The sequence below is a fragment of the Caryophanon tenue genome (genome assembly GCF_001700315.1).
Lineage (GTDB): Bacteria > Bacillota > Bacilli > Bacillales_A > Planococcaceae > Caryophanon > Caryophanon tenue.
In genome coordinates, this window is record NZ_MASJ01000038.1 from 20191 (window position 1) to 34082 (window position 13892).

Sequence of the window (13892 nt, forward strand, 5' to 3'; positions counted from 1 at the left end):
TTTTTTATATTCTATCATACAAACAATAATTTAGATACCACTTCGCACCGGACAATGTGTGATTCACCTTGTATGTATATGTTCCCGATTGCACTTATACGTAAACATTTTCAGACGTGGCATTTCAAGGTATAATAGAAGGATGTCTTTTAAACTGGAGGCTTTTTTTATGATATTAACAACAATCGTTAAAGACTATAAAGAGTTAATCGCGCAGTGGATGCAGCAAATTGAACAAACGCTTCAAGCAACTGACCCACAGCACGAAGAACTCGTTCGTCGTGCAAGTTTTATTGTGCGTAATAAAGCGTTACAAGGTGATTATTTCCACCAAGCTTCACAGCGTTTATATATAAATATTCAAGATACACAACCACAGCAAGTCGAACTCGATTTTCAAAAGGAAACGATTAGTTGTACATGCTTACAACAACACTGGTGTCGCCATAGTGTCGCAAGTGTGATGCAACTTTATCAATATCACGCTTCGCTCCAACAATGGACAACGATGTGGCGCGCAAAAAAACAGGTGCAATTATCAATGATGGCGCATGAACGTACACCGGCTAGCTGGCAAGCACTTGCAAAATCCATTATGACGAAAGCATTGCCACGTGATGGTCGCACCATCCAGCCATATTTAATTTCAGCGATTGATGAAGATGTTCATGCGAAGCTGCGCCAGCATATGCCACTTGAGCGCGAATGGCAGCCACTTTATAAACTGTATATGGAGCTATATGTATTACAAGCAGTTTGGCAGCATTTCGGCAATCCTGAACAATTACAAGGACCGATTTTCGAATATTACTTAACGCGGAAGCTCGAAAAAATAACGACGCTTCTTGAACAGCATGTAAAACGTTCAACATTATTTGAAATGGATGCCTTTTATGAAGCAATCGAACGATTACTACGTAGCTTTATGTTAGAAGAACAAGGCTATTCATTACAGAGACTGTCTTTATATACGATGTATTGGGAGCTTGTCATCCGTGATACCGCAAAACGAAAAGCAGAGTTGCAAAAGCTACAAGCGATTTCGATCGTTGATACAACAGATGCCGTTTTATTTTTAGCGGTATTAGTACAAGATGACGCTTTATTAAAACAGCTACACATTGTGCCGGAACGCTTGCATTTTTATGTAGCACTTGCAGACTGTGCATATCGTCAGCAATTACCGCATATTACCTCACAGCTTTTGTATGCGATCCTACCATATTTACAGCAGTATATCGCCACACATATGGCAAGCTCGTCACGCACGAGCTTTATTCAGCATGTCGCCACGCTTTTCGAAAATGTCTCATTAACAGCAGCACAGGAACAACAGTTATATGAGGCATTTGGTGCGCACGGCTTACAATATTTCTCTCGCTATTTACTACGCGAAGAGCGCTATGACCAATGGGTAGCCCTACACATGCTTTACCCAACATCCATTGCGTATTTAGAAACATGCGGCTTAAAAGATGTGCTCGCCGCTTCGCCTGCGAGTGTTTTACCGCTGTATCATGTCTATGCACTACGTGAAGTTGAGCAAAAAACGCGCATCAATTATAAACAAGCCGTACGTATTTGGCGCATGATGAAAAGTGCTGCCAAAAAGAGCAATAAAGCCGATTACTTCAATCACTATATTGAAACAATGCAGCAGCAATTTAAACGATTACGTGCCCTACAAGAAGAAATGACGAAAGGAAAGCTTGAACTATGACAACCCCTTCTATTTTTACACGCCAGCTTGATTGGAAAATGGAACAGCACGGTGCATTCTTTCATATAACTGCGATGCAAAACGGGCAGTTACTATCACCTGACTACTGGCTACCCCTTGTATTTTTCAAGCATGAAGCGTCATTTTACGGTAGCTTATATAAATTAAACGATACAACGGCGCGTCTATCAGTAGCGAGTATACTCGATAGCTTACATCCCGATTTCCAACATCCATATATTGCATGTCGTGGGCTAGATGACTCATCTAAACAATTACTACAATCACTACAACAAGCGGTAGATTATTGGCGCACACCCGATGTTTGGCAATATATTGATGAGCAAGGAATATGGCATTTCCCGTCTGCGTTAACATGTGCATCTTATTTAGAAATGGCGATTTATGATGAACTTGAACGCCACGAGTTATCGGTAAGTGAGCTTCCTCAATTAGTTCCATTATTTAAAGAAGGTGGATGGCCGCTGCAATCCGCACAAACAGCAGATGAAGCGACACTAGCCATTCGTTTAAGTGAGCCAACAGATGAGGAGCATCATTGGCTGTTAGAAGCAGTCGTAAATGGCAAGCGAAATGGTACGTATTGGCAACCTTCACTAAAAAAACGTGCGTTACCAATTGCACAAACATTACCGGCAAAATGGTTGGAATTTGCGCCGGCTTTAGAGGAACGTCATAAGCAAGCTTTATCGTTATTGTCCGTTTTAGACGACGACGCTTCACAACACTTTTTAGCGACGCCGATTTCAGATGCACAGCTGCGCCAATTTTTACAGCAAGATGTGCCGAAGCTTCAAGCATTTGGATTCCATGTTGTATTACCTGCTTGGCTAAAGGACTTAAAGAAAACGAAACTACGTATGAATGTCAGCACCGCTACCACATCGATGAAACGTACAACAAGCTTAGATGATGTCCTCAACTTTAATTGGCAACTGTCGGTCGATGGTAACGAATTATCAGCAGAACAGTTCCGCCGACTGGTCAACGAAAAGCGTGAGTATATTCGCATTGGTACAGACTGGTTCCAAATTGACCAAGCATGGCTTGCACAAATGACGGAGCTGATGGCTAAAACGACGGATGAACAATGGACAGTGCGTGATTTATTATTCCGTGAGCTGCCAGAGGAATTTATGATGCTTGAAGAAGAGGATGATGACGATCGTGATGACCCGCTTATTCAACTATCGATGCAGCAGTCTCTTCAGCAATATGTCGAGCAACTACAGCGAAAAGAAGGCTTACCATCGCTACCCCAACCGGCTGCACTCCAAGCTGATTTACGCTTTTACCAACAGCAAGGACTTGAATGGCTAACGTTTATGCGCCAAGAAAAATTTGGTGCTTGCTTGGCCGATGATATGGGACTTGGCAAAACGATCCAGCTGATTGCGTATTTACTGCAGCTATTTGACGAGCAACCAACCGCTTCTGCTGCGTTAATTATTTGTCCAACATCTGTACTCGGTAACTGGCAGCGCGAAATTGCACGTTTTGCCCCATCATTGCGCGTCTATACACATTACGGTGCACAGCGTGAGAAAGAGCACATTGAAGACACTCTGCAACGTGAAAAACCACATGTTGTATTATCAACATATGGGACGGTTACACAAGACCATGACGCACTCGCGCAATATACATTTAGTAATATTACGTTGGATGAAGCGCAAAACATTAAAAATATGCATACTCAGCAATCACGTGCCATTCGTTCGCTCAATGGGCTTCATCATATTGCGCTGACAGGGACACCGGTCGAAAATCGACTGTCTGAGCTATGGGCGATTTTTGACTTTATTTATAAAGGGTATTTCGGTAGCTTTTCGACATTTACATCGAAGTTTATCGTGCCAATTGAACGCGATGATTCAGAGCGCCATAAAGAAATGCTACGCCTAAAAATCTCACCGTTCCTGCTTCGACGCACGAAGCGTGACCCAAAATTACTGCTGAACTTACCAGAAAAGCAGGAGCAAAACGAATATTGTCCACTTTCAAGTGAGCAAGCTGTTCTGTACGAAAGCTATATTCAAAATATGATGAGTGACTTAGAAAACTTGCCACCATTTGAACGTAAAGGTCGTATTTTAAAAATGCTCGCAAAACTTAAGCAATTATGTAATCACCCTGCACTTTATTTAAAAGAGCCACTAGAAGATGTCACAAACTTGATGTCTCGCTCTGAAAAGCTAAAGCGAATTGTTACACTAGCGGCACAAATTGTTGAAAACGGAGAGCAATGTCTCATTTTCACACAATACATCGGTATGGGTGAGTTACTACAACATTGCTTTAAAGAATTATATCAGCTCGATATTCCATTCTTAACAGGTGCAACAACGAAGGGACAGCGTGATAACCTTGTTGAGCAATTCCAAGCCGGTGCCTTCCCTATCTTTATTTTATCGTTAAAGGCAGGCGGAACGGGGCTAAATTTAACAGCGGCGAGTCATGTGCTTCATGCGGATCGTTGGTGGAATCCAGCGGTAGAAAATCAAGCAACCGACCGCGCTTACCGCATCGGACAAACGCAATTTGTGCAAGTGCATAAATTTGTCACGACCGGTACAATCGAGGAAAAAATTGACGTGATGCTAACGAAAAAACAAGCGCTGTCTGAGGATATTATTCAGTCATCGAAATGGATTACAGAGCTTGATGATGCAGAATTGAAAACATTACTCACATATGATGCTTAATAACACCACGAAGTGCTCCCCAGCACTTCGTGGTTTTTTCCTCTCGTAAGTACCGCTTCGTCACCCCCCTTCTCGTGGCATAATAGGCTGTTGGATATCTGGTTTCATAAAAAATGGTTCTTGCACCGGCTTCTTTTGCGCTTTTGCGTAAAATCGAATATCTGAAACAATGACTTCTACAATATAATTCTTCATATTTTCACTTTCATACATTCTACGTTGTAAACGACCCGTGACACCGACAAGCATCCCTTTTTCACAATGTTTCATCATATTCTCAGCACCTTGATTCCAAATGACACAAGGCAAAAAATCAGCTTTATCGTCCGCGCTAAATGCTTGTGGCACAGCAAGCGAAAAGCTAAGTACCGACTTCCCCGTTGTTGTCGTCCGTAAAACTAAATCATGCGCGATACGTCCAACAAGCATTACTTGGTTCATGTTCGTCCCACCCTCTCCTTTTATGTGCTTTTACCATACAAAAATCAAGACGTTTGCACAAAAATAAAAAAATAGAATTTCAACTAAGAAAACTGCTGAATTTTTAATTTTCAACGCATGTACTAGTGTGAACGACACGAATAATTTAAATTTAGCTAGTTTTGCAGTTTTTTTAGAAATGATATACTTAAAAGAGCGAAGGATGGTGAGTTTCAATGAAGACGTTTAAAATGATGTACTTTGAATTTGATATCGAGCAAGAAACAATCCAAATACCTCTTGAAGACGGCATTTTAATTAATCAGGAAAATAGCTTTAATGTATGGATTATTGAGGCTTTTATTAAGAAGGACTACCAACAACTATTCGACAAATTACTCGCCTCAAAAGAAGTGTTTGATGCGCGCGCCGTTATTTCATTTCCAGACAATGACCCGGCCCATTTTACATTAGCAGTATATGCAGTTGAACCGATTCAAGACCATTTATCCGTACTCTTTAAAGGAACGATTACGCGTCATCGTCAAAACTATGCAGAACAATTACTCGCACAGCTAGTAGAGGACGGTTTAGAAGGGGAAGCGTTACAGCAACAATTTAAAGTAGGCTTGCACTACCGCCCACCATTACGATCAAAATAAAAAAAGACATCACGACGAAATTTTCGTCATGATGTCTTTTACATTAACGTGCGCGTAGCTTTTGTTCAATAAATGCTGCTTCTGCTTTACACCCGTAATCATAATTTGTACCGTGCTCTTTTTGTAATGCTTCTAGCGCCTCAACCTGCTCAGCAGTCGGTTGCTCATTTAGCATTTTTTCAAGGCTGTCATTAATTTTACGTGCTAACTCTTCATGAAACGCTTGGCTACCACGTACCTCTTCAGACACTTTATCAAACCAAGCAGCATTTTCTTCTGAATACTTGCGCCAGTAAGTCACAACATCCTCCATTGAGAAACGATTCTCATCCCACTCAATTTCTGCAAAATAGGACTCAAGCGAAATATTAATCGAACGCGTAATGCTGCTCTTAATGCCCGAAGATAAATCTTTATACATGGAATAAATCTCCTCCTACAACGATAAGTCTTAATATATATTTACACAATGTGTTGATAATTTACGTAACTTTTTTATTTTATACGGTTCGTAGGAGAAATGCAAATTTAGCCTTGTACTGGACCTAATGCAAATAAAATTTCACATTCACATACAAGCTCACCATCGACTGTTGCAATACCTTTACCTTTGCCCATTTGCCCACGTAATTTAATAAATTCTACTTCTAAACGTAATTGGTCACCAGGTACTACTTGACGTTTAAAGCGGCAATTATCAATGCCTGTTAAAAAAGCAAGTCGCCCTTTATTTGCCTCTTGTGACAATAACGCAACTCCCCCAACTTGCGCCAACGCTTCAACAATTAGTACACCTGGCATTACTGGATAGCCTGGGAAATGACCATTGAAAAAGTCTTCATTAATCGACACATTTTTATAACCGACCGCGCGTTTTTCTTCTACTTCTAAAATACGATCTACTAATAAAAATGGATAACGATGTGGTAAAATCTCTTGAATTTGTTGTGCATTTAACATACTATGTACCCCTTTGTGTTGTATTAAAAAATGAAGGTAAAGAATAAATTATTCTTTACCATTCATAATATCGAATATATGCTGCCATGTCTCAATTTTAAGAACATCTGCTGCTTCGCCGCCACCAAGCACACTATAGCCGACAATCCCACCAATAATCATTGCAGCGATTACTAAAATCGTTACAACAATGACACGTAGCCAAATTGGAAAAGCGCGTAAACGTACTTTTGTTACTGGTGTATCGTCCGTTGCCTCTGCTTGTATTGGCTCAGTTGTAGTTGTCTTCTCTAGTGATACAGTCGCTTCTGAAGCAAATTCATTCTTCTCATTGCTCATAAGTCGTTCTCCTTTAAATCTTACGAACGTGCGCTATTGATTAAGCCAAGCATTTGATCGGCAATTGTAACAGCACGTGCATTAAACTGGTAAGCACGTTGCGTAGCGATTAAGTCCGTTAACTCTTTTGACATATCGACATTTGAAGACTCTAGCACATTATTTTGTACCGCAATAGCACCTCGCGCTTGTCCTTCAAGTTGTACAGCTACATCTGCTTCATTATACCCTAATTCTTCGAAATTTGTCGGTAAGTCAAAGTATGTTCCTGAAAGATGCTCCAAAAGTTGTGGCTTTAATACTTGTGTAACACCTAATTGTACCGCTTCAGCCGGAATCGTCCCATCCGCAAGTGGTGGATATTTAATTTCTAATACACCGCCTTCACGGACAACGAAACTTTCTCCACCTTCAGGGAATGTAATTGGATTCCCATCTTCATCGGCAATCGCATTACCATCTAAGTTTACAAGCATAACTTGTCCATCTTCCATTGGTGATAAGTAAAAGTCCCCTTGACGTGTATGTACAGTGTTATACTCGCCGTTGCCATCTTCCATCAATACATTGAAATACTGATTCGGTGTTGTAAATGCAAAATCAAGCGCACGATTCGTTGTTTGTAATGAACCTTGTGTCGATACAAGCTGTAATTGTGCAATGCCTGCGCCAACACCATAGCGAATGCCTACTGGTGTTTCACGCTCTGTACGATCTAGTACATCATTATTATATTGCTGATACAGTAATTCTTGAAACGTTGCTTGTTGCGATTTATAGCCGTGTGTATTGGAGTTCGCAATATTATTACTTGTAACGTCCATTTTTTGCTGTAAGTTCGTTAATGTGTTTGTTGCGGTAATCATTGTACGTAACATTATTGTCTACTCCTTACACTCGACCAATTTCAGTAACAGCTTTTTGCATGCTTGAATCATAAGCAGATAATACTTTTTGATTCGCTTCAAAGGCACGGTAGGCTGTCATTAAGTCAGTCATTGTTTTTGAAGCATCTACATTCGATTGCTCCATATAGTTTTGTTGCATTGTAAATGCTGTTACATCTGCCGCTGGTAATGCTTCACCATTTGCTGCATAGTAATAGCCGTTTTGCTGTTTTTGTAACATCGCTTGTGGGTCTTCCGCGATCGCCACATCAATTTGTGCGATCGGTGCACCATTTTCACTCACGATACCACGGTCAGACACTTGGAAACTTTCACTTTGCACTTGAATTGGTTCACCGTCTGTACTTAACACGTATTTACCATCCGCGGCTGTTAAAAAACCAGCGCCGTCTAATGTAAAGTTACCATTACGTGTATACACTTCGCCTTCACCATTTTCTTGCTGTAAACGGTAAAATACTGCTGCTTGTACACCCGCTTCGTTCACCGGTAAGTTACCGCTAATAAGCGCAATATCTGTGGCCATATTTGTTTGTACAAGCTGACCTTGCTGTTGGTTTGCAAAGATTTCTTGCATATAAATGCCGGCATTCACTGAACCGACTACACCTGCTGTTTGAACAGCCCCAAATTCTTCACCTGGAATCGTTTCTTTATCAATCGCTGACATTAACATATCTGGAAATGAACGAATGGTAGATTGATCCGCTTTAAAACCTGGTGTCTCAGCGTTTGCCATATTATTTGTTAATAATTCTGTACGGCGTTGTTGTGCAACCATTCCGGATGCAGCCGTGTAAAAGCCTTTAAACAAAAGGACTCACCTCTTTTTTATAATTACCCGAACAATTAGTTCCCCTCTGTTTATCGACATATCATTTTTCTATTTTTATAGGTCTAATTATGCGAATTATCGACGAAATTTTGCCGTACCCATACTCTCAAGCAAAATACCTGTACCTTTTGCAACACAATGCATCGGATCTTCGGCGACTAATACTGGCACAAGTAATTCTTCTGTTAACAGCATGTCCAACCCGTGTAGCAATGCACCACCACCTGTTAAAATAATGCCGCGGTCAATAATGTCCGCTGATAATTCTGGTGGTGTTTTTTCTAATACATTTTTCGCTGCTTGAATTAGCATGGCAATCGATTCTTGTAGCGCTTCTTGAATTTCTGCTGAACTAACTTCAATTGTACGTGGTAAACCGTTCACCATATCACGCCCACGAATATCCATTACTTCATTGCGCCCACCCGGATAAACCGTACCAATTGTCATTTTAATCGCTTCAGCTGTACGCTCGCCAATTAGTAATTTATATTGTTTCTTTATGTAATACAAAATCTCATTATCAAATGTGTCACCGGCTACTTTAATTGATTCGCTCGTTACAATATCACCCATTGACAGTACAGCAACGTCCGTCGTTCCACCACCGATATCAATAATCATATTACCACTTGGTTGGAAAATATCCATGCCTGCCCCAATTGCCGCTACTTTCGGCTCTTCTTCTAAAAATACTGTACGTCCACCAGCTTTTTCAGCAGCTTCACGAATTGCTTTTTGCTCAACATTCGTAATCTGTGTTGGGCAGCAAATTAAAATGCGTGGCTTTGAAAACATGCTACGTAACTGTAATTTATTCATAAAGTACGTTAACATCGCTTCTGTAATGTCGAAGTCTGCAATAACGCCATCTTTCATCGGACGAATCGCCACAATATTTCCCGGTGTACGTCCTACCATTTGGCGTGCTTCTTCACCAACAGCTAATACTTTACGTGTTTGTTTATTTAAAGCTACGACAGATGGCTCATTTAATACAATTCCTTTGCCTTTTACATGAATTAGTACATTCGCTGTACCTAAGTCAATGCCAATATCCTTCGACATTCTTCATCATTCTCCCTTATATGCATTCATTTTCATGCTTACTACTTCTTTTTTGTAGAAGTTCGCTTCCAAAAACCTATTTTCTTCAATATTTTATCACACGCTATATGTGAATACACCTATTTTAGTGGTAGCAATTAGCATATCATATGAAAGGTTGATGATAAAAACAAACCCATTCGCAATGTTCGTTGCGAATGGGTTTTGCGTTTACATGTATAAGATGTTTTAAAATAAATAAATGCGAAATTAACTTTGTACCGTCTCAGCTACTTCTTCCATCGTTGTCACACGTTCAATATTAGCGCCTAATGCAGCTAACTTGCCATGGAAGTTTACATAACCGCGGTCTAAGTGATGTAACTTCGAAACGCGTGTCATGCCTGTGGCAACTAAGCCTGTTAAAATAAGTGCTGCTGCTGCACGTAAGTCCGTAGATTCTACTTCCGCACCTTGCAGTTGAGATGGGCCTTCAATAAATACTGAGCGCCCTTCAATTTTCGCAACAGCGTTCATACGACGGAATTCTTCTACGTGCATAAAGCGGTTTTCAAATACCGTTTCCGTAATAATGCCTGTTCCTTCTGCTGTTAACATTAATGCCATCATTTGTGACTGCATATCTGTTGGGAAACCAGGGTGTGGCATCGTTTTAATATCTACAGATTGTAATGGCTTTGTCGCGCGTACACGTAAACCATTCGGCTCTTCATCAATTTCAACGCCCATTTCACGCATTTTTGCGATTAATGCTGTCATATGCTCAGGAACAGCATTTTCAATCACAACATCGCCCTGTGTAATCGCTGCAGCGACCATAAACGTGCCTGCTTCAATACGATCTGGAATAACGTGGTGCACAGCTCCTACAAGCTCCTCTACGCCTTCAATGCGAATCGTATCCGTGCCTGCCCCAATGACACGTCCACCCATTGCGTTAATAAAGTTTGCTAAGTCCGCAATCTCAGGCTCTTTTGCAGCGTTTTCAATAAGTGTCGTACCTTTAGCAAGTGACGCAGCTGCCATAATATTTTCTGTTGCGCCTACTGATGGGAAGTCTAAATAAATCTCCGCCCCTTGTAAGCCACCTTCTGCAATCGCTTCTACATAGCCGTGACCGAATGTAATTTTCGCGCCCATCGCTTCAAAACCTTTTAGATGTAACTCAATTGGACGTGAGCCGATTGCACAGCCGCCCGGTAATGCTACGCGAGCAAAACCGTTACGAGCTAATAGTGAACCCATTACTAAAATTGATGCGCGCATTTTACTAACGAATTCAAATTGTGCTTCGCTTGATAATGTAGCTTGTGAGTCTACAATTACTTCGTTTTGCTCCACGTTATATGTAACGTCAGCATTTAAGCTTGTTAATACATTGTTAATCATGTTAACATCCGCTAAGCCTGGTACGTCTTTGATGATGTTCTTTCCTTTAGATGCTAAAAGCGTTGCTGCTAAAATTGGTAAAACGGCATTTTTTGCGCCTTCCACTTTCACAGTACCTCGAAGCTTATTCCCACCTGTTACAATAATTTTATCCACAATTCGTCCCTCCGCACTTGAGTATCCCAAGCAATAATTTGTATATTTGTAAAGTTGTATAATGTCATATATTAGTAAACAAACACTGTTTATAATACATGTAATTGTTTGATGCTTCAAGCGTCAAAATCACTATTTTAGTAATAATTTTGCTATTACATGTGTTGACGTATAAAAACTGTCCTTCTCACCTGACGAATGCGATACATTTCTCGACCAATTTTCCTGCGTACACAATAATATCGTCGTAAAAATAAAGTAGCTCTTCTTTAATAAACGCTACTTTTTTCGCTTAGGTCATTATACAACTAATTTACACTGTGCAATTGTACTCCATTTGCATTACAGCTATACCCGAATGTTACTATTTGTAATACTCCTTACCAAAAAATAAAACAAAATCCTTATAGCCACAATTAAAAAAATACTATGGAAACGTAGATAAATCAAAGATTTACCCTTCCATAGTATCATTGAAATAAATATGGTAATTGCTGTGAATAACCAGAAAGTTGTAACACAAAATCAGCAACTGTCGAGCCAATTGCAATGCTCAGTAAAATGTACACAAGTTGGATTTGAAACACTTTCCCTTTTTTAAAGATTTGCTCTAAACGAAATGCTTGCAGCGCATAAAACGTCACAGCAATAAAAAACACATACGCCATAATCGCAACGACCGCCTGTGCGCCTAATTGTGAATATACTTCCATGCCTTGCACACCCTATCTGTTGTTTCTGTCGTCATTATATCATCTCCATTAAAAAAAAGCGTGTCCGGAATATATATTCCAGACACACCTTTATCTCATATCTAATTAGATATTACCCTCTTGAACTTTGATACGATTCACAGCGCGCGCTAAAGCAGCTTCAGCACGTTTCGTGTCGATGTCACTTTGTTTTTGTTGTAAGCGCGCTTCTGCACGTTTTTGTGCTTCTTTTGCACGAGCAACATCAATATTTTCAGCAAGCTCTGCAGATGATGCTAAAATAGAGATTTTGTCCGGACGCACTTCAACAAAGCCACCGCTTACTGTAACAACATCCGTTTTACCGTCTGCTTTATTCAGTTTCACAGCGCTGATTTTAAGTGGTGCAACCATAGGTACGTGACCTGCTAACACACCAATATCACCAGCAGCAGTTTTTGCGATAACCATTGTAACTTCGTTTTCGTATACTGGGCCGTCGGGAGTGACAATATTGACTGTAACTGTCTTCATATTTTTTCCTCCTCGTCAGCTAATTAAACTTGAGCACCCATGTCTTTCGCTTTTTGAACTACTTCATCAATAGAACCAACTAAGCGGAAAGCATCTTCAGGTAAATGATCCCATTTACCTTCAAGGATTTCCTTGAATGAGCGAACAGTTTCTTTAACAGGCACGTAAGAACCTGCTTGACCAGTGAATTGCTCAGCAACGTGGAAGTTTTGAGATAAGAAGAATTGAATACGACGAGCACGTTCAACAGTTTGACGGTCTTCATCAGTTAATTCGTCCATACCTAAGATAGCAATGATATCTTGTAACTCACGGTAACGTTGCATTGTACGTTGAACTTGAGTAGCAACATTGTAGTGCTCTTCTCCAACTACTTCTGGAGATAATGCACGTGACGTTGAAGCTAATGGGTCAACGGCTGGGTAGATACCCATTTCAGATAACTTACGCTCTAAGTTAGTTGTTGCATCTAAGTGAGCGAAAGTTGTAGCTGGAGCTGGGTCAGTATAGTCATCGGCTGGTACGTAGATCGCTTGAATCGATGTTACAGAACCAGTTGTTGTAGATGTGATACGCTCTTGTAATTTACCCATTTCAGTAGCAAGTGTTGGTTGGTAACCTACCGCAGAAGGCATACGACCTAATAGGGCAGAAACCTCAGAACCTGCTTGTGTGAAACGGAAGATGTTGTCGATGAATAATAGTACGTCTGCACCTTTTTCATCACGGAAGTATTCAGCCATTGTTAAGCCAGATAATGCTACACGCATACGTGCACCAGGTGGCTCGTTCATTTGTCCGAATACCATCGCAGTTTGTTTGATTACGCCTGAATCACTCATCTCGAAGAATAAGTCATTACCTTCACGAGTACGTTCACCTACACCGGCGAATACAGAGATACCTGCGTGTTCTTGTGCGATGTTGTTGATTAATTCTTGGATTAATACCGTTTTACCTACACCGGCACCACCGAATAAACCGATTTTACCACCTTTGATGTAAGGTGCTAATAAGTCTACTACTTTGATACCTGTTTCAAGGATCTCAACAGTAGTTGATAATTGATCGAATTTTGGTGCTTCACGGTGAATTGAGTCACGACGAACGTCAGCTGGAATTTCCTCACCTAAGTCGATAACTTCTCCTAGTACGTTAAATACGCGACCTAGAGTAGCTTCACCAACTGGTACTGAGATCGGTGCTCCTGAGTCTGTTACTTCTGCTCCACGTTGTAAGCCATCTGTAGATGACATTGCGATTGTGCGGACAACATCGTCGCCTAAGTGAAGAGCTACTTCTAAAGCAAGTTGAGTTGCTGCTTCGTTAGGGCGTTCGATTGTAACAGTTAATGAGTTATAGATTGCTGGTAATTGGCCATTAGAAAACTTTACGTCTACTACTGGACCCATTACTTGAAGAACGTGTCCTTTGTTCATTACTGTGTACCCTCCTATCGTACTTATATGACGACATTGGAAAG

14 protein-coding genes are annotated in these 13892 nt (G+C 40.6%); 3 read left to right on the forward strand and 11 right to left on the reverse strand.

From position 1 onward, the window contains the following. The first annotated feature begins 169 nt into the window (after nucleotides 1–169). Nucleotides 170–1720: a hypothetical protein gene (locus tag A6M13_RS12525; protein ID WP_066546898.1), complete on the forward strand. Its 1551-nt coding sequence runs from the start codon at nucleotides 170–172 to the stop codon at nucleotides 1718–1720. Continuing rightward, nucleotides 1717–4446 (forward strand): DEAD/DEAH box helicase, encoded by a 2730-nt coding sequence (locus A6M13_RS12530; RefSeq protein ID WP_066546900.1) that lies wholly within the window; start codon nucleotides 1717–1719, stop codon nucleotides 4444–4446. The genes A6M13_RS12525 and A6M13_RS12530 overlap by 4 nt, the downstream gene beginning before the upstream one ends. 60 nt (nucleotides 4447–4506) lie before the next feature. Here the strand turns inward: A6M13_RS12530 and A6M13_RS12535 are convergent, their stop codons facing one another. Beyond that, nucleotides 4507–4887, reverse strand: coding sequence for a single-stranded DNA-binding protein (locus A6M13_RS12535; RefSeq protein ID WP_066546902.1), 381 nt, complete (start codon nucleotides 4885–4887; stop codon nucleotides 4507–4509). 215 nt (nucleotides 4888–5102) lie between these two features. Here A6M13_RS12535 and A6M13_RS12540 point away from each other — a divergent pair, with 215 nt between their 5' ends. Beyond that, a complete protein-coding gene (locus A6M13_RS12540; RefSeq protein WP_066546906.1) occupies nucleotides 5103–5528 on the forward strand; it encodes a YwpF family protein in 426 nt (141 codons plus the stop codon). A gap of 43 nt (nucleotides 5529–5571) precedes the next feature. Here the strand turns inward: A6M13_RS12540 and A6M13_RS12545 are convergent, their stop codons facing one another. From A6M13_RS12545 to atpD, 10 genes are all read right to left on the reverse strand, one after another. Further along, nucleotides 5572–5949 carry a hypothetical protein gene (locus A6M13_RS12545; protein WP_066546907.1) on the reverse strand — a complete coding sequence of 126 codons (378 nt, stop codon included), beginning with the start codon at nucleotides 5947–5949 and terminating at the stop codon, nucleotides 5572–5574. 107 nt (nucleotides 5950–6056) lie between these two features. Beyond that, a complete protein-coding gene (fabZ, locus tag A6M13_RS12550) occupies nucleotides 6057–6488 on the reverse strand; it encodes a 3-hydroxyacyl-ACP dehydratase FabZ (RefSeq protein WP_066546909.1) in 432 nt (143 codons plus the stop codon). Nucleotides 6489–6536: 48 nt separating this feature from the next. Next, on the reverse strand, nucleotides 6537–6827 hold the full coding sequence (locus tag A6M13_RS12555) for a DNA-directed RNA polymerase subunit beta (RefSeq protein WP_066546910.1): 291 nt from the start codon (nucleotides 6825–6827) through the stop codon (nucleotides 6537–6539). A gap of 20 nt (nucleotides 6828–6847) precedes the next feature. Then, the gene (locus A6M13_RS12560) at nucleotides 6848–7705 is read right to left on the reverse strand and encodes a flagellar hook-basal body protein (protein ID WP_066546912.1); all 858 of its coding nucleotides are present in this window, start codon (nucleotides 7703–7705) and stop codon (nucleotides 6848–6850) included. 13 nt (nucleotides 7706–7718) lie between these two features. Then, complete coding sequence (locus tag A6M13_RS12565; RefSeq protein WP_066546915.1) at nucleotides 7719–8549, reverse strand: flagellar hook-basal body protein; 831 nt, start codon at nucleotides 8547–8549, stop codon at nucleotides 7719–7721. Between the two features lie 96 nt (nucleotides 8550–8645). Continuing rightward, nucleotides 8646–9638: a rod shape-determining protein gene (mreB, locus tag A6M13_RS12570; RefSeq protein ID WP_066546917.1), complete on the reverse strand. Its 993-nt coding sequence runs from the start codon at nucleotides 9636–9638 to the stop codon at nucleotides 8646–8648. 249 nt (nucleotides 9639–9887) lie between these two features. Further along, nucleotides 9888–11183, reverse strand: coding sequence for a UDP-N-acetylglucosamine 1-carboxyvinyltransferase (gene murA / locus A6M13_RS12575; protein WP_066546923.1), 1296 nt, complete (start codon nucleotides 11181–11183; stop codon nucleotides 9888–9890). 470 nt (nucleotides 11184–11653) lie between these two features. Then, entirely contained in the window at nucleotides 11654–11896 is a 243-nt protein-coding gene (locus A6M13_RS12580) for a DUF1146 family protein (protein ID WP_066546930.1), read from the reverse strand. A gap of 105 nt (nucleotides 11897–12001) precedes the next feature. Further along, the gene (locus tag A6M13_RS12585; protein ID WP_066546933.1) at nucleotides 12002–12409 is read right to left on the reverse strand and encodes a F0F1 ATP synthase subunit epsilon; all 408 of its coding nucleotides are present in this window, start codon (nucleotides 12407–12409) and stop codon (nucleotides 12002–12004) included. Between the two features lie 23 nt (nucleotides 12410–12432). Further along, nucleotides 12433–13848 (reverse strand): F0F1 ATP synthase subunit beta, encoded by a 1416-nt coding sequence (gene atpD, locus A6M13_RS12590; protein ID WP_066546935.1) that lies wholly within the window; start codon nucleotides 13846–13848, stop codon nucleotides 12433–12435. Nucleotides 13849–13892 lie beyond the last annotated feature (44 nt).

Coding starts and splice junctions, on each gene's coding strand:
- A6M13_RS12525 (WP_066546898.1), top strand. CDS start 170: ATGATATTAACAACAATCGTTAAAGACTATAAAGAGTTAATCGCGCAG.
- A6M13_RS12530 (WP_066546900.1), top strand. CDS start 1,717: ATGACAACCCCTTCTATTTTTACACGCCAGCTTGATTGGAAAATGGAA.
- A6M13_RS12535 (WP_066546902.1), bottom strand. CDS start 4,887: ATGAACCAAGTAATGCTTGTTGGACGTATCGCGCATGATTTAGTTTTA.
- A6M13_RS12540 (WP_066546906.1), top strand. CDS start 5,103: ATGAAGACGTTTAAAATGATGTACTTTGAATTTGATATCGAGCAAGAA.
- A6M13_RS12545 (WP_066546907.1), bottom strand. CDS start 5,949: ATGTATAAAGATTTATCTTCGGGCATTAAGAGCAGCATTACGCGTTCG.
- fabZ (WP_066546909.1), bottom strand. CDS start 6,488: ATGTTAAATGCACAACAAATTCAAGAGATTTTACCACATCGTTATCCA.
- A6M13_RS12555 (WP_066546910.1), bottom strand. CDS start 6,827: ATGAGCAATGAGAAGAATGAATTTGCTTCAGAAGCGACTGTATCACTA.
- A6M13_RS12560 (WP_066546912.1), bottom strand. CDS start 7,705: ATGTTACGTACAATGATTACCGCAACAAACACATTAACGAACTTACAG.
- mreB (WP_066546917.1), bottom strand. CDS start 9,638: ATGTCGAAGGATATTGGCATTGACTTAGGTACAGCGAATGTACTAATT.
- A6M13_RS12580 (WP_066546930.1), bottom strand. CDS start 11,896: ATGGAAGTATATTCACAATTAGGCGCACAGGCGGTCGTTGCGATTATG.
- A6M13_RS12585 (WP_066546933.1), bottom strand. CDS start 12,409: ATGAAGACAGTTACAGTCAATATTGTCACTCCCGACGGCCCAGTATAC.
- atpD (WP_066546935.1), bottom strand. CDS start 13,848: ATGAACAAAGGACACGTTCTTCAAGTAATGGGTCCAGTAGTAGACGTA.